Here is a 19289-nt window from a genome sequence, read left to right as displayed (position 1 = left end):
TGCCCTTCACTGAGTCGGATCTGTCCATCGGGCGCCCTGGTTCCCCGGATGCGTCCTGTCGACACCGTATGTGCCGCCCGGCTGCCGGGGAACCGGCGAGCCCGCCCCTCAGTCTCCCGCGACGCGGAGGTCGTCGCGGCGCGCGCCCTGGGACGGACTGACGGGGAAGATCACCGGCGCCGCGAAGCCGCTCGCCGCGAAGGCCTCGCGTACGGCCCTGGTGATGTCGTGGGCGCGCGTGTCGTCGACCAGCGCGATCGCGGAGCCGCCGAACCCGCCGCCCGTCATGCGCGCGCCGAGCGCCCCCGCACCCAAGGCCGCGTCGACAGCGGTGTCCAGCTCGACCACGGAGATCTCGAAGTCGTCGCGCATGGAGCGGTGGGAGTCGACCAGCAGCGAGCCGATGGCACGCGGGCCGTGCGAGCGCAGCAGTGCCACGGTCTCGACGACCCGGTCGTTCTCGGTGACGATGTGCCGCGCACGCCGATAGGTCACGTCGTCGAGGTCACCGCGGGCGGCCTCCAGCAGGGCGAGATCGGCGTCACGCAGCGCGCTCACCCCCAGGGCAGCCGCCGCCTGCTCGCACGATGCCCGGCGCGCGGCGTAGCCGCCGTCGGCGTGGGCGTGGGCGACCTTGGTGTCGATGACGAGCAGGGTGAGACCGGCGCCGGCCAGGTCGAAGGGGATGTGCTCCATCGCGGTGCTGCGGCAGTCGATGAAGAGCGCATGCCCGGCCCGGGAGAAGAGCGACGCGGACTGATCGAGGATGCCGGTGGGCGCCCCGACGATCTCGTTCTCCGCAGCATGGGTGGCGCGGAGGAGCTCCTCGCCGTCGAGGTCCAGCCGCCATGCGTCGGAGAGGGCCCTCGCCAGCGAGCACTCCAGCGCCGCGGACGATGACAGGCCCGCTCCGACGGGCACGTCGGAGGCGAAGTGGGCGTCGAAGCCGCCGATGCCCGCGCGGTCGTCGCCGAGTGCCTCCGCGCAGATGCCCCACGCGGTGCCGAGCGGGTAGGCGGACCAGCCGCTCACCGTGCTCGGCGAGATGTCGTCGATCGGGTGCTGAGCGGTGGTGTCCGTGACGTCCGAGCTGACCCGGGCGAGCCGGTCGCCCCGGCCGCCGAGCGCCACCGACGTGCGGTGGTCGATCGCGATCGGCAGCACGAAGCCGTCGTTGTAGTCGGTGTGCTCGCCGATGAGGTTCACCCGGCCGGGGGCCGACCAGACGCCGTCGGGGTCGCGACCGTACGTGCGCCGGAAACCCTCCCGGGCCCTGCTCGCCGTCGTGGCACTCATACCGGGTTCTCCCATACCGGGTTCTCCTCGTCGGCCCGTGCGATGGCGGCGCGCAGCTGCGCCGCCTGCTGCTCGGGTGCGACGTCGCCGACCCACGCGCCCATGGCGGCCTCGCTGCCGGCGAGGTACTTCAGCTTGTCGGGCCCCCGCCGGGGACTGGTCAGCTGCAGGGTCAACCGCACCGAGTCGCGATGGGAGTGCACCGGCGCCTGGTGCCACGCCGCGATGTAGGGGGTGGGGTCGTCGTAGAGGGCGTCGATGCCCCGCAGCAGCCGCAGGTAGAGGGTGGCGAGCTCGTCACGCTCCTCGGCGCTCGTCGCCGGGAGGTCCGGCACGTGGCGATGGGGCATGAGGTGCACCTCGATCGGCCAGCGTGCCGCGAAGGGGACGTACGCGGACCAGTGCTCGCCGGCCAGGACGACGCGCTCCCCGGCGCGCTCGGAGGCGAGCACGTCGGCGAGCAGGGTCGGCCCGTAGTGGTCGATCGACGCCAGCAGGCGGGTGGTGCGCGGCGTGACGTACGGGTAGGCGTAGATCTGGCCGTGCGGGTGCCGCAGCGTCACCCCGATGGCCTCGCCGCGGTTCTCGAAGGGGAACACCTGCGCGATCCCCGGCAGTGCCGACAGCTCCTCGGTCCGATCCGCCCACGCGTCGATCACGGTGCGTGCCCGGGTCGCGGAGAGCGAGCCGAAAGAGCCCTCGTGCTCCGGGCTGAAGCAGATCACCTCGCAGCGACCGACCGACGGGGCGGTGCGGTCGATCGCGAGGCCCGACAGGTCGGTCGCCGACCCGGGGTCCGCCAGACCTGGACCGAACGACGGCGAGCGGTTCTCGAAGACGGCGACGTCGTACGCCGAGGGGATCTCCGAGGGATTGCTCGCCGACTGCGGGGCGAGCGGGTCGAGCTGCGCGGGCGGCAGCATCACGCGGCCCTGCCGCGCCGTGGCGTGCGAGATCCAGTCGCCGGTCAGGACGTCCTGCCGCATCGTCGCCGTCGGGGGACGGGCCGGCAGGTCGCGCTCGTCATCGAGGCGCTCGGCGGGAAGCGCGCTGTCCGGGTCGTCGAAGTAGATCAGCTCGCGGCCGTCGGCGAGACGGCTCGTGCGGCGGCGCGGCGTGGAGGTGGGCACGGCGGGAGCGTAGGCGACTTTCGATATCGAAAGCAATACTCTTTCGCATTGACAAGTCGTCGGGCGTTGCTGGACTCTTGCCGGGTGGCAGAGTCCGAGCCGAGCGGTGCCGAGGATCGCCGCGAGCGCATCACGCAGCTCGTCGAGGAGCACGGCTTCGTCGCCGTGGCCGAGCTGAGCGACCTCCTGGGTGTCTCCTCCGTGACCGTCCGCACGGATCTGGACGCGCTGGGCGAGCGCGGCTCGGTGCGGCGGATCAGGGGCGGCGCGATGCCGGCCGCCGCGATCACCGCGCCGGAGCGCCCGTTCGAGGAGGCCCAGCGGGAGGCCGCCGCCGCCAAGGCGGCGATCGCGGCCGAGGCGGTCCGCCTGATCGCCCCGGGCATGAGCATCCTGCTCGACGTGGGCACGACCGCCGCCGCGGTCGCGCGCGAGCTGCTCCGCCGCGACGACCTCCACGACGTCACCGTGATCACCAACGGGCTGGCCGTCGCGCTGAGTCTCGAGCCGGCCGTACCGCGCCTGCAGGTCGTCGTCACGGGCGGCACGCTGCGTCCGCTGCAGCACTCGCTGGTCGCGCCGCTCGGCGGCCTGCTGCTCGATCACATCCACGCCGACCTGGCGTTCATCGGCTGCAACGGCGTCGATGCGGACGCCGGGATCACCAACGTCAATCTGCCCGAGGCGGACATCAAGCGCGCGATGATCCGCGCCGCCTCCCGGGTGGTCGTGGTGGCCGACGGCGGCAAGATCGGACAGGCCCGGCTCGGCAAGGTCGCGACGGCCCGGGACGTCGACGTCGTCATCACCGATCCGAGCGCGCCCGCCGAGGCCCTCGACCGCCTCGCGGCCCTGTCCGGGCCCCGCATCGTCGTCGCGACGCCCGTGCCCGGACCTCCCGGGTAGCCGGGTCGTTCCGCTCGCGCTGGGTACCGGGCTGCCTGCGGCGAGCGCCGCCGCAGCGAGGCGAAGGAGAGCGCGTTGAGCGAATCACCGCACGGCACCGACGATCCCCGCGAGATCGTCGAGGACCTGGAGACCCGCACCCGGCACGAGGCGACCCCGGAGGATCCGGACACCGCGGAGGGGACCGCGGAGAAGAAGGACGGCCCCGATCTCGCCGATGGGGACGACGGCGAGCGGTCCGACCTCGCGCCCGAGGTCCCGGGCTCACCGGAGCCGCCGGACTGAGCCGGTCGGCCACCACGCCTCTGGTTGTAACGGCCACGAAAACGTTCGCCCGGGCGCGTAAACAGCGTGTGACGGGTCGGCCAACGGGTCGCGAGACGCCCTAGCGTCGCGGGTGAGGGAGCGAACGTGCTCCCACCAGCGGAGCCGAGGGAGCCCAGGATGCATCTCATTCGCGGCGGATGGGTGATGAGCCCCGAGCCGATCGTGGACGGAGCCGTGCTCGTGGATCGGGACCGCATCATCGCGGTCGGGCCGTACCAGCACCTGGCGGCCGCCCATCCCGAGGCTTCTGTCAGCGGGGGTGCCCACGACATCGTCACCCCGGGCTTCGTGAACACCCACGGGCACTTCTCCGAGGGCCTGGTGGCCGGGATCGGCAGCGACCTGACGCTGTGGGAGTGGATCCACGACCTGATCAACCCGCTCCGTCCGCACTACACCCCGGAGATCGCGTACGTCGGTACCCAGGTCGCCGGGATCCAGATGCTGCGCTCGGGCGTGACGACGGCCAACGACATGTTCGTCTGCGACCCCGGCGCCGAGGCGCCGATCACCCCGCAGGTGGTCCGAGCCCTCGACGAGCTGCGGCTGCGGGGCGTCGTGTCGTTCGGCGCCGGCGACCAGCGACCGGGCGCGAGCATCGCCGCGGAGTTCGAGGAGCACGCGGCACTGCAGGAGGCCGCCAAGGCCTCACGCCTCTCCACGTTCCGGGTCGGCGTCGGCGCCCTCGGGCTCCAGTCGGACGCGATGTTCACCGAGACGATGCGCTACGCGATCGAGGGCGGCCACGGCGTGCACATGCACGTCCAGGAGATCCGCGAGGAGGTCACCGCAACCCACCAGCGCACCGGTCGCACCGTCGTGGGGCATTGCGCGCACGAGGGTCTCTTCGCCGCGCCCACGCTCGCCGCGCACTGCGTGTGGATGGACCGCAGCGACCGTCAGCTGATGGCCGAGCACCGCGTCGGCGTCGCCCACAACCCGGTCGCCAACGGCATCCTGGCCTCCGGCATCGCGCCCGTCGCCGAGCTGCGCGCTCTCGGTGTCGACGTCGGGATCGGCGTCGACGGCGCGGCCTCCAACGACAGCCAGGACTACCTCCAGGCGGTCAAGACCGCCGCGCTGCTGGCCCGGGTGCGGGACCTGCAGGCGACGGCGATGCACGCCCGCGAGGCGTTCGAGATGGCGACGATCGGTGGTGCGCGTGCGCTGCGGATGGAGAGCGAGATCGGTTCGCTCGAGGTCGGCAAGAAGGCCGACGTCGTGGTCCTCGACGGGGAGGGGCCGACCCTGGCCAACGTGCACGATCCGTATCAGGCGGTCGTCTTCGTCGCTGGGAGCCGGGAGGTCAAGGAGGTGTGGGTCGACGGCGAGGTCAGCGTCGCCGGCGGCGAGGTGGTGACGGTCGAGGTGGCCGAGGTCGTGCGGCGCTCGCGGTCGCTGGCCGCCGAGCTGGTGACCCGTGCCGGGCTCCGGTCGATGTCGGCCCTCGCCCGTTGAGCCACCCGCCGACGGCCCTCATACGGGCGTACGCCGGAGGCGCTCGCGCAGCCGGGCGACCAGCTCGTGCTCGTCGACCCCGGTGAGTCGATAGTCGCGCACCGCCACCCGTCCACCGACCACGACGTGACGCGGGCGGCGCCCCGGGGAGCCCCACAACAGCCCGGCGACGGGATCGGCGATGCCGGCGTCGGCGACGCCGTCCACGTCCCAGACGCACGCATCCCCGGCGGTGCCCGCGCCCAGGTGGCCGAGGTCGGGTCGGCCGAGGCCGGCAGCGGAGCCCTCCGTCGCCATCGCCAGCACCGTGCGTGCCGGCAGCTGCGGGCCGACCAGCCCGGACACCTGCATCGCCAGTCGGGCATCGGCCAGCAGGTGGCCGGCATCGTTGCTGCCTCCGCCGCTGGTGCCGAGGCCGGTCGCGATCCCTGCGGCGAGCAGCCGGGCGACCGGGGCGACTCCCCAGCCCATCGGGACGTCGCACCCCGGCGCGTGCGTGGCGGACACGCCCGCGGCGGCGAGCCGGGCGATCTCCTCGTCGGTGACGTCGCACAGGTGGGCGATCGTGACGCCCTCCTCGAGCCACCCCCACTCCTCGAGCAGGTCGAGTGGTCGTCGCCCGTAGCGCTCCAGCGCGATCGCGGTGTCGACCTGCTCGTTCGCCTGGGTCCGACGCCGCAGGCCGTGCCGCATCGCCACCTCGCGCAGCGCCGCGAAGGTCTCCGGACCGTCGGAGTGCACCCCCGCCGGCCCGACGGCGACCTGGAGCATGCCGTCGGCGCTGACCCCGGCGGAGGCACCGGGGACCAGCGCGGTGACGATCGCCTCTGCCGATGCCGCCGCCCAGGTCGCGTCGTCCCGGGCCGAGCCTCGGACGAACACCAGGCGCTGGCCCACGTTCCGCGCTGCCAGCACCGTCGACGCGGCGAGCTCGACCGTGGCGTCGACGGAGGCGTCGTGCGGCCAGTTGAGGTGGTGGTCGGCGACGGTCGTGACGCCGCACAGCAGCCCCTCGGCTGCGCCCACGCTCGCCGCGAGCGCATACATCTCCGGATCGTGCCCGGCACGCCCGTAGGCGGCGGCCATCGCGGGCAGCCAGTCGTGCATGGCCACCCCTCGGGTGCCCGGCAGGGTGCGGAACGCGCTCTGCAGCAGGTGGTGGTGCGCGTTGACCAGGCCCGGCGTCACCACGCATCCGCTGACGTCGATCGTCTCCTCGGCGATGCTCGGCAGCACCAGGTCGCCGGCCCGCTCGGTGCCGCCGTCCTCGCCGATCACGGCTCGGGCGTTGCTCAGCCTCAGCATGCTTCCTCCCGGGAGAGTCGGACGGGCGTCACAGGTCGAGCACCAGACGGGACGAAAGCGCGCGTGAGACGCAGATCATCAGCGAGCGGTCGTCGGCCTGCTCCTCGGCGCTCAGCACCGAGTCGCGATGATCCGCCCGGCCCTCGAGGAGCGGTGTCTCGCAGGTGCCGCAGGTCCCCTCCCGGCAGGAGGAGAGCACGAGCATGCCCGCCTCCTCGCACACCTCCAGGATCGATCGGTCCGGGGGGACGGTGAGCAGGCGGCCGCCGGCCTCGATCTCGAAGGCCACCTCCTCCTGCGCCTCGATCACCTTGGGCACGAAGCGCTCGAAGCGGACCGATCCCGCGGGTGCGTCGAGGGAGAGTCGGTCGGCCTCCTCGATCAGGCGGCTGGGTCCGCAGCAGTAGACGACGCGGTCCGCGCCGAGGGCCGCGGCGAGCTGGCCCGGCAGGTCGAGACGCCGCTCGGTGGCGGGGTAGGGGACGACCCGGTCGCCGTACTCCTGGAGGAGGTCGGCGAGGTAGGCCATCGTGTCGCGACTCCGGCCGGCATAGGCGAGGGTCCAGTCGATGCCGCTCTCCTCGGCCGCGGCGATCATCGACAGCATCGGCGTGATCCCGATCCCGGCGGCGATGAAGAGGGCCGGGCGGTGGGGCTCGAACGCGAAGTGCTGGCGTGGCATCCGAGCCGCTACGGCGGTGCCGACCGGCAGGGCGTCGTGGACGTACGCCGAGCCGCCGCGGCCCGCCGGCTCGCGCAGGACCGCCACCGTCCAGGTGGTGCTCGCGCGGGGACCGCACAGGGAGTACTGACGCTCGGTGCCGTCGGGGAGCACCAGGTCGATGTGCGCGCCGGGTTGCCAGGGCGGCAGCGCCGAGCCGTCGGCGGATGCCAGCTGGAGCTCGAGGACGCCGACGGCGATGTCGCGGCGCGCGGCGACGCGCAGGGGAATCATCTGGTCCGCGGTCATGGCCCTCAACGTAGCCCTGGAACGTACGTCTCAGTGAGGATCTGAGCCGCTTCGAGCGGGGGTCACAGCAGAAGTTCAAACGCCGGTAACACGCGGAAACACGCGGAAATATTGCGGGGCACTGCTCTTTACACCGAGGAAACGAGCGTTTCGTACGGTCCTTCCATGACCTTCCTGCCGCACTCGGTGACGCTGTTGCGACACGCCACCCTCGCCGATGGCGGCCGCTGCGACGTGGTCCTCGACGGAGCCGTCGTCAGCCGTCTCGCTCCCGCCGGCAGCGTCCCGGTCTCGGCCCCGGACGCCACCCTCGACCTGGAGGGCTACCTGCTGCTGACCGCCCCGGCCGAGCCGCACGCGCACCTCGACAAGGCGCTGAGCTTCGACCTGATCGACCCGCCGCACGGCGACCTCGGCTCGGCGATCGCGTCGTGGACGGCGTACGCCGCCACCATGACGGTCGAGTCGGTCCTCGAGCGGGCCCGCGCCCAGGCGCTGGCCATGGTGGCCAACGGCATCACCGCGATCCGCACCCACGTCGACGTCCACCCCGGCGCACCCACCCGCGGCGCCGAGGCGCTGGTGCGGGTGCGCGACGAGCTGGCCGGACTGCTCGACATCGAGCTCGTCGCGCTGTGCAGCACCTTCGCCAGCGACGCCGACGTCGAGGCGGCGCTCGACACCGGGCTGGACCTGGTCGGCGGGGCACCGCACCTGGCCGAGGACCCGGCCGGCGAGGTGCGCCGACTGGTCGCCGTCGCCGCCCGACGCGGCCTCGGCATGGACCTGCACACCGACGAGAGCCTCGACGGCCCGGTCACGCTCGACGTCTACGCCCGCGCGGTCCGAGGCCTGCGACGCGACCGGCAGTACTCGGCCGGGCACTGCTGCCGCCTCGGCGCCATGCACGCCGACGAGCTGGCCGAGATGATCGAGGAGGTCAAGCTCTCCGACATCGGCGTGATCGCCAACCCGATCACCAACCTCTACCTGCAGGGCTGGCAGCACCCCGTCCGGACACCGCGCGGCCTGACGGCGCTGCGTGAGCTGATCGATGCGGGCGTACGGGTCGCCGCCGGCGCGGACAACGTCCGCGACCCGTTCAACCCGGTCGGTCGCAGCGACGCGTTCGAGACGGCCTCCCTCCTCATCAGCGCGGGTCATCTCGCCCCGACCGAGGCGTGGCACCTGGTCAGCGACGGCGCGCGGTCGGTGATGGGGCTACCCGAGGCCGGTGCTCGCCCCGGCGCCCGGGCCGAGCTGCTCGCGGTCCGCGCCGAGAACCTCCTCGACGCCATCGCCAACGCCCCGGCCGACCGGATCGTCATCCATGCCGGTCGGGTGGTGGCCCGATCCGAGCTGCGTCGCAGCGTGGCCGTCCCCGTGTTGTCCGCCTGATCGCCGAAGGAGCTCCCGTGACCCTCACCGCCGAGCCCGCCGCACCACCGACCGGGGTGCTGCTGGACTTCAAGAACACCGAGATGACGTTCCCCAACGGGACGGTCGCGCTCCGGGGCGTCGACCTCACCGTGAAGCGCGGCGAGTTCGTCTCCGTCGTCGGGCCGTCGGGTTGCGGGAAGTCCACGCTGCTGCGGATCGCCTCCGGCCTGGAGACGGCTTCCGACGGTGTCGCCAAGGTCAGCACCGACCACATCGGCTACGTGTTCCAGGACGCCACCCTGCTGCCGTGGCGCAACGTGACCAAGAACGTCGAGCTGCTCGCCGAGCTGGACGGCCGCACCTCGCGATCCGCCCGCGCGGCCAAGGCGGCCAGGGCGATCGAGCTCGTCGGGCTCCAGGGATTCGAGAGGTCCCTGCCGCGGCAGCTCTCCGGGGGCATGCGGATGCGGGTCTCGCTGGCCCGCTCGCTCACCCTCGACCCGGAGCTCTTCCTCTTCGACGAGCCGTTCGGCGCCCTCGACGAGATCACCCGGGAGCGGCTCAACGACGAGCTGTTGCGACTCTTCGTCGCCCAGCGGTTCGCCGGCCTCTTCATCACCCACTCGGTCTCGGAGGCGGTCTACCTCTCGACGAAGGTCGTGGTGATGTCCGGCCGGCCCGGCAACGTCGTCGCCACCTTCGACGTGCCGTTCGACATGCCCCGCGACCCGGACATCCGCTTCACCCCCGCGTTCGCCGAGCTCGTCGGCGAGGTCTCGCACGCTCTGAGGGAAGGACACCGCTGATGGCCGCGACCGAAGCAACGGAGACGACCGGGGCGACGCCGGCCAGCGCGGCCGCGACGACGACGCACCGGCGTGCCAGGGGGCTGGGCTCGCTCGGGCGGGCGTCGTGGTGGAAGGTGCTCCTGGTCTTCGCCGCCCTCATCGGCCTCTGGTACGGCGCCGCCAAGCACTACGCGGACAAGGGCCTGCCCTACCTCGTGCCGTATCCGCACGACGTCTTCCACGCCATGTTCCTGGACTCCCAGACGCGACACGACCTGCTCGTCTCGCTGTGGCGCTCCACCGAGGTCGCGCTGACCGGCCTCGTGATCGCGATCGTCATCGGCGTGGTCTGGGCCGTGCTGATGGCCCAGGCGAAGTGGGTGGAGCAGGCGCTCTACCCGTACGCCGTCATCCTGCAGTGCATCCCGATCCTGGCGCTGGTGCCGATGATCGGCGCACTGGCCGGCTACGAGTTCAAGTCGCGCGTCATCGTCACCGTGATGATCTCGCTGTTCCCGATGGTCTCGAACACCCTCTTCGGCCTGCAGGCCACCGATCAGGGCCAGCGCGAGCTGTTCCAGCTGCAGGGCGCCAATGCCTTCACGCGGCTGCAGAAGCTCCAGATCCCGGCCGCGCTGCCGAGCATCTTCGTCGGCCTGCGTACGGCGGCGGGCCTCTCCGTGATCGGCGCCATCGTCGGCGACCAGTTCTTCCAGCGCGGCACCCCGGGGCTCGGGGTTCTCATCCAGGTCGACGCCTCGCGTCTGCTCGGCCCCGAGCTGTACGCCGCCATCCTCACCGCCTCGCTCCTCGGCGTCGGCGTGTTCCTGCTCTTCGGGCTTCTCGGGAGGCTCGCGATCGGCCGCTGGTACTCGTTCCGCTGAGCCTGCGCCGATCACCCGCGGCCGACGTCGTCCGCAACCGTCACATCCCGCCCCACCCCGGCCCCATCCCGCGACACCCCTAGGAAACGGAGAACCCATGCGCACCACTTCGCGTATGACCGCAGCCGGAGCGATTCTCGGCGCTCTCGCTCTCGCTGCCAGTGCCTGTGGCAGCGACAGCTCGTCCGACACCAGCGCCGACAGCGCCGCCAGCACCTCCGCCTCCGCCGCCACCTCGGCCGCGACCGGTGCTGCCGTCGACCTCTCGGGGGTGTGCCCGTCGACGGTGGTCGTCCAGACCGACTGGAACCCGGAGGCCGACCACGGCCACCTCTACCAGATGCTCGGCCCGAACCCGACGATCGACAGCAACAAGAAGTCGGTCACCGGTGACCTCTATGCCAACGGCCAGTCCACTGGCGTGAAGCTGGAGATCCGAGCCGGCGGTCCGGCCATCGGCTACTCCACCGTCAGCTCGCAGATGTACCAGGACAAGTCGATCACGCTCGGCTACGTCTCCACCGACGAGGCGGTCGAGTTCTCCGGGAAGCTGCCCACCACGGCCGTCTTCGCCGAGAACGACAAGTCCCCGATGGTCGTCATGTGGGACCCCGCGAAGTACCCCGACGTCACCGACATCAAGGGCCTCGGAGCCGAGCTCGCGAAGTCCGGCGGGGTGGTCCGCTACTTCAGCGGCGCGGCCTACATGGAGCACCTCATCGACGCCGGCTACCTGACCAAGGACGTCACCGACGGCTCGTACGACGGCACCCCGGCCAAGTTCGTCACCGACCAGGGCAAGTCCGGCCAGCAGGGCTTCGCCACCGCCGAGCCCTACATCTACCAGAACGAGATCAAGGCCTGGGACAAGCCGGTCAAGTACCAGCTCATCGCCGACACCGGCTGGAACCCGTACCCGGAGACGATGTCGGTGCGCACCGGCGACCTCGACAAGCTCAGCCCCTGCCTGCAGAAGCTGGTCCCGGTGATGCAGCAGGCCGACGTCGACTACTTCAAGGACCCGACGCCGACCAACGACCTCGTCGACAAGCTCGTGGACTCCTACAACAACGGCTGGACCTACGACGCCAACGTCGGCAAGTTCGCCGCCGAGCAGATGAAGTCGCTCAAGATCGCCTCCGACGGCTCCGATGGCTATGTCGGCGACCTGGACACCGCACGGGTGCAGCAGTTCATGGACCTCGCCGTGCCGATCTTCAGCAAGACCAAGGACGCCGGCGTGAAGTCCGGCCTCAAGCCCGAGGACCTGTTCACCAACCAGTTCCTGGACCAGAAGATCTCGCTCGGCTTCTGACCGTACTGCCGGGACCGTCGCTCTCCCCCCGTGCGGCGGTCCCGGCTCCCTTCCGAACGACGTCGAACACCGAAGGACCACAGTGAGCACTCCAGCGGTCACCCCCGGGGCCCTCTCCTCCCTCCACTCCGAGCTCGTCGAGCTGCTCGGCGAGCGCGGCGTCAGCGCCGACCTCCGCACGCGGGAGCGCGCCTCGGTCGACGAGGCCACCATGTCGCCGATCATCTCCGAGCAGCTTCCGCTCGGTCTGGCCGACCTCGTCGCATGGCCCACGAACGCCGAGGAGATCGCCGCCGTGGTCTCGGCGGCGTACCGGCACGGGATCCCGATCACGCCGCGCGGCAAGGGCACCGGCAACTACGGCCAGGGCATCCCCATGCACGGCGGCCTGGTGCTCGACACCAGCCGGGCGCGCGCCGTCCTGGAGGTGACGGACGGCGTCCTCACGGCCGAGGCCGGCGCCACCATGATCGCGATGGAGCAGGCGGCCAACGAGGCCGACCAGCAACTGTGGATGTATCCCTCGACCGCCCAGAGCACCATCGGCGGCTTCCTCTCCGGAGGCTCCGGAGGAACCGGCTCCATCACCCACGGGTCGAACTGGATGGGGTTCGTCAGCGCCCTGGACGTGGCACTGCCGGGTGACGAGCCGACCCTGGTGCACGTGGAGGGCGAGGATGCCCAGACGTTCGTGCACACGTACGGCACCGCCGGTGTGATCGCCCGGGCGTCGGTACGCCTGGAGCCCGCTCAGGACTGGCGCTCGCTCTACGCCTCCTTCCCCACCTTCGACCGCGCCCAGGCGGCACTGCGCGCCCTGCGCGCCCTCGAGCCGGCCCCTCGGCTGGTCTCGGCCGATCCCGCCTTCATCAGCGCCATGCTGCCCCCCGACCCGGGCATCCCCGGGGACGCCTGCAGCCTGCGGGCCATCCTCGACGTGCACACGCTGGAGGCCGCGACGAGCATCGTCGCGTCGGGCGGCGGCACGGTGCACGACGTGCGCGAGGGCGCCCAGCAGTCGGTCAAGCTCTCGATGCTCTCCTACAACCACCCGATCTACTGGCTGAAGCGCAACGCCCCGGAGACGACCTGGTTCCACGTCGAGGTCGGCGGCGAGGCGCTGATCGACCGGATCGACGAGGTCCACGCGGTCTATCCCGGCGGCATGCTGCACATCGAGGCGGCCCATCTCTTCCCCATCGGCATGCTCGCGGCGCCGTACACGGGCGCCTCCGACGTCTACGCCGGCTACGCCCGGCTTCAGGAGCTCGGCGTCCGGGTGCACAGCCCGCACCAGTGGTACGTCGACCACGACATCGAGGGCGTGCTCGCGCTGAAGGCCCGGACCGACCCTCGGGGCCTGCTCAATCCCGGCAAGCTCGGCGCCCCCGACGATCTGGCGCTCGGCAACAGCACCGCCTCGGCCCAGCCCGTCGGGCACGTCAACGACCAGGCGATCCGTACGGCGGCGGAAGGACTGATGGCATGAGCCGCGACCTCGTCGAGCTGCCCGGACCGGACGTCGCCGCCGGCTTCTCCCGCGACACGATCGTGGTGGTCGGCACCGGCGCGGTGGAGCACCACGGTCCGCACCTTCCGCTGAACACCGACTACCTGCTGGCCGACGTCATCGGCAAGGCCGCCGTCGAGCAGGCCGCCGCCGACGGGCTGGACGTGTGGCGGCTGCCGACGCTGGCCTACACCAAGTCCGACGAGCACAGCTGGGCCCCCGGCACGGTCTGGCTGGACTGGGACACGATGTACAAGACCTGCCTGGAGATCGGCCGCGCCGTGCACACCATGGGCGCGGGCACGCTGGTCTTCGCGAACGGCCACGGCGGGAACACCGCGCTGCTCCAGGTGGTGCTGCGCGAGATCCGCAAGGTGTACGGCCTCAAGACGTTCTCGATGCCGACCCTGATCCGCACCGAGCCTCCCGCCGGCGAGGGACTCGACGAGCTCAACCTCGGGATCCACGGCGGCGCAGCCGAGACGTCGATCGTGCTGCACATGCGCCCCGACCTCGTGGACCTCAGCCGCGCCGAGCGCTGGGTGCCCGAGCACCTGGCCGAGTTCCGTCACATCGGCTTCAACGCGCTGCCGGTGAGCTTCGGGTGGCTCTCCAGCGACTTCGGCACCGGCGGCGTCGTGGGCGACCCCACCCAGGCGACCCCGGCATTCGGCGCGAAGCTGTACGAGGCCTCGGTGGCCCAGGCCGTCGAGTCGCTGCACGAGATCGCCCGCTTCTCCCATCAGCAGGCGGGGTGAACCCCGACGACACCTTCGGGTACGACCAGGGGGTCGACGACGAGGTCGTCGATCCCCTGGCTCTGCTCCGGGCGTGGTTCGCACACTGCGACGGCGACATCACGCCACTGATGACGCTGTCCACCGTCGACGCGGACGGCTACCCCGACAGCAGGCATGTGCTGCTCTCCCGCTGCGACGACGCGGGCCGCATCGCCTTCCACACCGACGCCCGCTCCCGCAAGGTCACCCAGCTCGCCGCGAACCCTCGGGCGAGCGTGGCGGTGATCTGGCCGGGCCGGGCGCGACAGGTCGTGGTGAGCGGGGACGTGGCCGTGCAGGACGCGGACGGCCAGGTGGATGCCTACCGTCGCCGCTCGCGCTACCTCCAGCTGCTGGCGTGGCTCAACGAGCCCGCGGCCGCCGGGGTCACCGAGCGGGAGCGGCGTCGCGACTGGGCCGCGTTCGCCGGGGCCCACGCCAGGCTGGAGCCGCCCGCCACGTGGGTCGGCTTCACGCTCACGCCGCGGCGGATCGCGTTCTGGCGAGGCGATGTGGACGGTCCGTCGAACCGTCTGCTGTGCACCCGGGAGGACGACGCCTGGTCGGTGGAGCGCCGGCCGGGGTGAGTCCCGCTCTCACTCGATCTCCCCGATGCGGTCGTAGGCCGAGGCGATGGCGGAGGCGCGATCGCGTCCCGCTCGTCCGCTGAGCTCGAGCACGCCATCGGCCAGCACGCTCACCAGACTCATCGCCGCGGCGTACGAGTCGAAGGCGAGCTCGCCCTGGACCGGGCACTCCAGCGCGACGGTGGCAGGACGCAGATGGGTCGCGGCACTCGGGTCGGCGAGCACGATCACGGCAGCACCCGACCTGACCGCGTCGCCGAGGAACGCGGCGAAGCCCGCCGGTCGCCGGCGGAACCCGACGGCCACCACGACGTCGTCGGGGCCGAGGCCGGCAAGGTCCTCACCGATCGTCTGGCCGGGCTGCGGGCCGAGGGCCACCCCCGCCCGGATCTGGGTCAGCTGCTCGCGCAGGTGCAGGGCCACCGGGTAGCTGTTGCGCCACCCGACGACGAGGACCTGGCGCGCCCCGGCCAGCAGGGTCGTGGCACGGGCGACGGGGGCGCTCTCGAGGAGGTGGCGGATGGCGTCCGCCTCGCTGGCGATGTGGCCCGCGAGGCTCGGTGCGCCCTCGGTGCGGCGCGGCTCTCCCGCGATGCGCAGCGCGCGCATGTGGTCGCGCACCTCGTCGAAGTCGGCGAACTCCAGCGAGCGGAACAGGCGACTCATCGTCGCCTTGGACACCCCGGCCAGGCTCGCCAGCTCGGCCGCCCGGTAGGTGGCCAGGTCGTCGAGATGGGTGAGGAGCGTGTCGGCGGCGCGGCGCTCCTGCGGCGGCAGGCTGGCATAGCAGGCGGCGATGCGCTCGTCGATGCGGTGGCCCGTCGGCGGGGTCACGATCGTCCCTCCACGACGCGGGCCACGTCGAGGACCGCTCGCTCGAGCGCGTCGAGGCCGCGCGCGACGTCGATCTCACGGACGTCCTCGCCGGGATGATGACTGATGCCGTCGTAGCAGCGCACGAACAGCATTCCTACATCGGTGACGGCGGCGATGGCCATCGCGTCGTGACCCGCCCGGCTCCACAGCCCCATCGGCGCGACGCCGGGTGGGTAGCTCGCATCCGTCTCGGTGATGGCGTCCCGGACGGCATCCTGCAGCCACGGCGCGCACGGGGCGGCGAAGGCGCGATGGGTCTCCTCCGAGGTCAGGCTCAGGCCCCGGGCCCGGCAGACCCCGACGATCTCGGCCTCCATCCGCAGCCACATCGCGTCGCGCTCGGCGTCCGAGGCCGCGCGCAGGTCCAGGCTCAGGTCGGCCCGGCCCGGGATGACGTTGACCGCTCCGGGCTGCACCTCGATGCGGCCCACGGTGGCGATGCAGGTGCTCGCCCGAGCGATCCGCTCGATGGCCACGATCGCCTCCGAGGCACCGACGAGCGCATCCCTGCGACGCTCGTACGGGGTGCCGCCGGCGTGGCGCGCCTCGCCGTGGATGGTGAGGTGGAAGCGGCGTGCCCCCGCGATCGCGGTGACGTAGCCGAGGGATCGGTCGGCGGCCTCGAGCAGGGGGCCCTGCTCGATGTGTGCCTCGAGGTAGCCCACCAGCTCGTCGCGCTGGCGCGCCGCCTCGCCGATCCGTCCGGGGTCGAGTCCGAAGTCGACGAACGCCTGGCGGAGCGTGATGCCGTCCCGGTCGCACAGCCCCCACCACGCCTCGTCCCACGAGCCGCCGGCAGCCTGGCTGCCGAGGAGCGCCTTGCCGAAGCGGGTCCCTTCCTCGTCGCTGAACCCGACGACCTCGAGAGCGAACGGCAGATCGACGCCGCGCAGCCGTTCGGCCACCGCCACGGCCATCATCACGCCGAGCATGCCGTCGTAGGAACCTGCGTCCGGCACGGTGTCGAGGTGGCTGCCGAGCAGCAGGGCAGGCAGGCCGGGCCGCACCCCCTCGCGTCGCCCGTACTGGTTGCCCGCGGCGTCGACCCACGTGCGCAACCCGGCCTGTCGCATCCAGGACTCCGTCGCGCGGTTGGCCGCGGCATGCTCGGGCGTCAGGTAGGTCCGCTCGAGGTGGGTCGGGCTCGCCGAGAACATGTCGAGCTCCGCGCACCGGCGCAGCACCTCGGTCGCGGTGGCGGGCGCCACGCCGGTCACGGCTGGCCGCCCTGGTAGATCTCGCGCGCCGCGTCGACGCCACCGCCGGGCAGGACGCGGGCGCCGGCCGAGCGCAGCGCCTGCTCGAGCGCGGAGAGCGTGATCATCACGGCGTCCCTGCGGGCGTTGTAGCCCATCGTGCCGATCCGCCAGACCCGGCCGTGGAGCGGCCCGAAGGAGGTGCCGATCTCGATGCCGTAGTCGGCGAGCAGGCCCATCCGTACGCCGTCGCCGTCCACCCCGTCGGGGATGTGGACGGCCACCACGTTCGACATCTTGTGGGCGGCGTCGCCGAAGACCCGCAGCCCCAGGCCCTGGACGCCGGCCAGCATCGCGGCACCGTGCAGCCGGTGGCGCTCGATCGCGTTCGCCATGCCCTCCTCGACGAGCAGGCGGGCGCACTCGCGGGCGGCGTACAGCATCGAGGTCGCCTCGGTGTGGTGGTTGAGCCGGCGCGGTCCCCAGTAGTCCATCACCTGGGCGAGGTCGAAGTAGTTCGAGGAGATCCGCAGCCCGCGGCCGATGTCGTCCGCGTCGCGGAGGCCGGCCTCCACGTGGCGGCGGGCCTCGATCGTGGCGACGGCGCGAGGCGAGATGGTGATCGGCGCGCTGCCCGACGGACCGCCCAGGCACTTCTGCAGACCGGCCGTCGCGACGTCCACGCCCCAGGCGTCCGTCTCGAACGGGTTGCCCCCGAGGGAGGCGGTCGCGTCGACGTAGAGGAGGGCGCCGTGCTCGCGGCAGATCGCGCCGATCTCGGCGAGGGGCTGGCACATCGTGGTCGAGGTGTCGCCCTGGACCACGGCCACGAGCGCTGGGCGGACGGCGCGGACCGCCTCCTCGACGAGCTCCGGAGGGACGACCTCGCCCCAGGGCACCTCGACGGTGTGCACCTCCGCGCCGCAGCGCTCGGCGATCTCGACGAGCAGGTGCCCGAACCGGCCGAAGATCGGCACGAGGACGCGCGTGCCCGGCTCGATCAGCGAGACGAGGGCGGCCTCGATCCCGGCGCGTGAGGTCCCGTCGACCAGGAAGGTCTGCTCGTTGGCGGTGGCGAACACCGTCCGGTACAGCCCGCTGACGTCGCCCATCGCGGCCGTCATCGCCGGATCGAACTGCCCGACGAGCTGGGTCGACATCGCGTGCAGCACGCGGGGGTCGACGGTGATCGGGCCGGGACCCATCAGCAGCCGAGGTGGCATGGAGAGGGGTGGGATCGCTGTCATGAGGCCCTCCTGAGCTGACGCCCCCAGGCGTGGTCGGGACGCTCTACGTCGAGCGCGTCGCCGCGGATGATCGTGTGGGTGATGCTGCCGTCGAACCGCATCCCGTGGAACGCCGAGATCGGGTTGCGGTGGGCCAACCTCGTCGCGTCGACCCGAAGCTCCACGGAGGTGTCGTAGACCGCCAGGTCGGCGTCGGCACCCACCTCGATGCGCCCCTTGCGGCGCAGTCCGACGAGGTCGGCGGTGTTGCGCGCCATCCATGCGCTCACCCGACTCAGCGCGATGTCGCGTCTCCTCGCCTCGGCGGCGACGGCGGTGAAGCCGACCTGGAGTCCCGACACACCGCCCCAGGCCTGGTGCAGGTCGCCGTCGCCGCGACCCTTCTCCTCGGCGGTGGCGGGGGAGTGGTCGGTGACGACGGTGTCGATGACCCCGGCGCACAGGGCCTGCCACAGCTCCTCGCGATTGCCGGTATCGCGGATCGGGGGGCAGCACTTGAACTCGGGTGCGGCGTCGGGGATCCCGTCGCTGGAGAAGCAGAGGTAGTGCGGGCACGTCTCGACCGTGAGGGGGAGGCCCTCGTCCTTGGCGTCCTTGATCAGGTCCAGGGCCCGCGCCGACGACAGGTGGAGGATGTGTGCTCGCGCGCCGGTCTCGCGGACGCCGTCGACGACGCGACGGATCGCTGCCAGCTCGGCCTCGTGGGGCCGGCTGACCAGGAAGTCGGCGTACGCACGGCTGCCGGTGGCGGGCGCGTGCGCCTCGAGGACGCGGGCGTCCTCGGCATGCACGATCATCAGACCGCCGAACCGTGCGATCTCGCTCAGCGCGGCGGTGAAGCCTGCGGCGTCCAGGGGCGGGAACTCGTCCACGCCCGATGGGGCCAGGAAGCACTTGAACCCGAAGACGCCGGCCTCCCACATCGGCTCCAGGTCGGCCAGGTTGCCGGGTATCGCACCGCCCCAGAAGCCGACGTCCACCATCAGCTGGCCCGCGGCGGCGTCCTGCTTGGCCCGCAGGCCGGTGACGGTCGTGGTGGGCGGCACCGAGTTGAGCGGCATGTCGATCAGCGTGGTCACCCCGCCGAGGGCGGCGGCCTCGGTGGCGCTGCTGAAGCCCTCCCAGTGGGTGCGGCCGGGCTCGTTGACGTGCACGTGCGTGTCCACCGCGCCCGGCATGAGGTACGCCGTCTCCGGCACCTGGAGCACCAGCCCGTCGACCGGCGTCTCCCACGGATCGATCGCCTCGATCCGACCCCGGCTCAGGCGCAGCGTGGCGGGGACGAAGCCGTCGCCGATCAGGACCCGCTGTGCGCGGATCGCGTCGATGCGCATC

At 72.1% G+C, this 19289-nt stretch carries 18 protein-coding genes; 10 read left to right on the top strand and 8 right to left on the bottom strand.

Going from position 1 to position 19289, the window contains the following annotated elements:
- Positions 1-108 precede the first annotated feature (108 nt).
- Positions 109-1296, bottom strand: coding sequence for a galactokinase (galK, locus tag ACZ5L9_RS05970; protein ID WP_464534985.1), 1188 nt, complete (start codon positions 1294-1296; stop codon positions 109-111).
- The gene (galT, locus tag ACZ5L9_RS05965) at positions 1293-2426 is read right to left on the bottom strand and encodes a galactose-1-phosphate uridylyltransferase (RefSeq protein ID WP_464534982.1); all 1134 of its coding nucleotides are present in this window, start codon (positions 2424-2426) and stop codon (positions 1293-1295) included. The genes galK and galT overlap by 4 nt, the downstream gene beginning before the upstream one ends.
- 84 nt (positions 2427-2510) lie before the next feature.
- Here galT and ACZ5L9_RS05960 point away from each other — a divergent pair, with 84 nt between their 5' ends.
- From ACZ5L9_RS05960 to ACZ5L9_RS05950, 3 genes are all read left to right on the top strand, one after another.
- Complete coding sequence (locus ACZ5L9_RS05960) at positions 2511-3332, top strand: DeoR/GlpR family DNA-binding transcription regulator (RefSeq protein ID WP_464534979.1); 822 nt, start codon at positions 2511-2513, stop codon at positions 3330-3332.
- Positions 3333-3407: 75 nt separating this feature from the next.
- Positions 3408-3617 (top strand): hypothetical protein, encoded by a 210-nt coding sequence (locus ACZ5L9_RS05955; protein WP_464534977.1) that lies wholly within the window; start codon positions 3408-3410, stop codon positions 3615-3617.
- Positions 3618-3776: 159 nt separating this feature from the next.
- Complete coding sequence (locus ACZ5L9_RS05950; RefSeq protein ID WP_464534974.1) at positions 3777-5117, top strand: amidohydrolase family protein; 1341 nt, start codon at positions 3777-3779, stop codon at positions 5115-5117.
- 18 nt (positions 5118-5135) lie between these two features.
- Here ACZ5L9_RS05950 and ACZ5L9_RS05945 read toward each other — a convergent pair whose 3' ends face one another.
- Together ACZ5L9_RS05945 and ACZ5L9_RS05940 are read right to left on the bottom strand one after the other, a co-directional pair.
- The gene (locus tag ACZ5L9_RS05945) at positions 5136-6422 is read right to left on the bottom strand and encodes an amidohydrolase family protein (protein ID WP_464534972.1); all 1287 of its coding nucleotides are present in this window, start codon (positions 6420-6422) and stop codon (positions 5136-5138) included.
- Positions 6423-6450: 28 nt separating this feature from the next.
- Positions 6451-7392 (bottom strand): PDR/VanB family oxidoreductase, encoded by a 942-nt coding sequence (locus ACZ5L9_RS05940; RefSeq protein WP_464534970.1) that lies wholly within the window; start codon positions 7390-7392, stop codon positions 6451-6453.
- Positions 7393-7557: 165 nt separating this feature from the next.
- Between ACZ5L9_RS05940 and ACZ5L9_RS05935 the strand changes: the two genes are divergently transcribed.
- The 7 genes from ACZ5L9_RS05935 to ACZ5L9_RS05905 all read left to right on the top strand — a co-directional run bounded on the left by ACZ5L9_RS05935 (position 7558) and on the right by ACZ5L9_RS05905 (position 14635).
- Positions 7558-8790: an amidohydrolase family protein gene (locus ACZ5L9_RS05935; RefSeq protein ID WP_464534968.1), complete on the top strand. Its 1233-nt coding sequence runs from the start codon at positions 7558-7560 to the stop codon at positions 8788-8790.
- Positions 8791-8807: 17 nt separating this feature from the next.
- Entirely contained in the window at positions 8808-9578 is a 771-nt protein-coding gene (locus ACZ5L9_RS05930; protein WP_464534965.1) for an ABC transporter ATP-binding protein, read from the top strand.
- Positions 9578-10444, top strand: a complete 867-nt coding sequence (locus tag ACZ5L9_RS05925; protein WP_464534962.1) for an ABC transporter permease — start codon at positions 9578-9580, stop codon at positions 10442-10444. The genes ACZ5L9_RS05930 and ACZ5L9_RS05925 overlap by 1 nt, the downstream gene beginning before the upstream one ends.
- A gap of 115 nt (positions 10445-10559) precedes the next feature.
- Positions 10560-11759 carry an ABC transporter substrate-binding protein gene (locus ACZ5L9_RS05920; RefSeq protein ID WP_464534960.1) on the top strand — a complete coding sequence of 400 codons (1200 nt, stop codon included), beginning with the start codon at positions 10560-10562 and terminating at the stop codon, positions 11757-11759.
- Positions 11760-11841: 82 nt separating this feature from the next.
- Complete coding sequence (locus ACZ5L9_RS05915) at positions 11842-13248, top strand: FAD-binding oxidoreductase (RefSeq protein WP_464534958.1); 1407 nt, start codon at positions 11842-11844, stop codon at positions 13246-13248.
- A complete protein-coding gene (locus ACZ5L9_RS05910) occupies positions 13245-14027 on the top strand; it encodes a creatininase family protein (RefSeq protein ID WP_464534955.1) in 783 nt (260 codons plus the stop codon). The genes ACZ5L9_RS05915 and ACZ5L9_RS05910 overlap by 4 nt, the downstream gene beginning before the upstream one ends.
- The gene (locus ACZ5L9_RS05905; RefSeq protein WP_464534952.1) at positions 14024-14635 is read left to right on the top strand and encodes a pyridoxine/pyridoxamine 5'-phosphate oxidase; all 612 of its coding nucleotides are present in this window, start codon (positions 14024-14026) and stop codon (positions 14633-14635) included. The genes ACZ5L9_RS05910 and ACZ5L9_RS05905 overlap by 4 nt, the downstream gene beginning before the upstream one ends.
- 9 nt (positions 14636-14644) lie before the next feature.
- Here ACZ5L9_RS05905 and ACZ5L9_RS05900 read toward each other — a convergent pair whose 3' ends face one another.
- The 4 genes from ACZ5L9_RS05900 to allB are packed head-to-tail and all read right to left on the bottom strand — an operon-like array spanning position 14645 to position 19288.
- Positions 14645-15469: a MurR/RpiR family transcriptional regulator gene (locus ACZ5L9_RS05900; protein WP_464534949.1), complete on the bottom strand. Its 825-nt coding sequence runs from the start codon at positions 15467-15469 to the stop codon at positions 14645-14647.
- Entirely contained in the window at positions 15466-16728 is a 1263-nt protein-coding gene (locus ACZ5L9_RS05895; protein ID WP_464534946.1) for an allantoate amidohydrolase, read from the bottom strand. Before ACZ5L9_RS05895 ends, ACZ5L9_RS05900 begins: the two co-directional genes overlap by 4 nt.
- Positions 16725-17954 (bottom strand): pyridoxal-phosphate-dependent aminotransferase family protein, encoded by a 1230-nt coding sequence (locus ACZ5L9_RS05890; protein WP_464534943.1) that lies wholly within the window; start codon positions 17952-17954, stop codon positions 16725-16727. Before ACZ5L9_RS05890 ends, ACZ5L9_RS05895 begins: the two co-directional genes overlap by 4 nt.
- Positions 17951-19288, bottom strand: a complete 1338-nt coding sequence (gene allB / locus ACZ5L9_RS05885; RefSeq protein ID WP_464534941.1) for an allantoinase AllB — start codon at positions 19286-19288, stop codon at positions 17951-17953. Before allB ends, ACZ5L9_RS05890 begins: the two co-directional genes overlap by 4 nt.
- Position 19289: the final 1 nt, after the last annotated feature.

The sequence above is a fragment of the Nocardioides sp. JCM 18998 genome, from assembly GCF_055391535.1.
The sequence above is the reverse complement of the archived record's forward strand: the minus strand, read 5'-3'. Positions and strand labels throughout refer to the sequence as shown.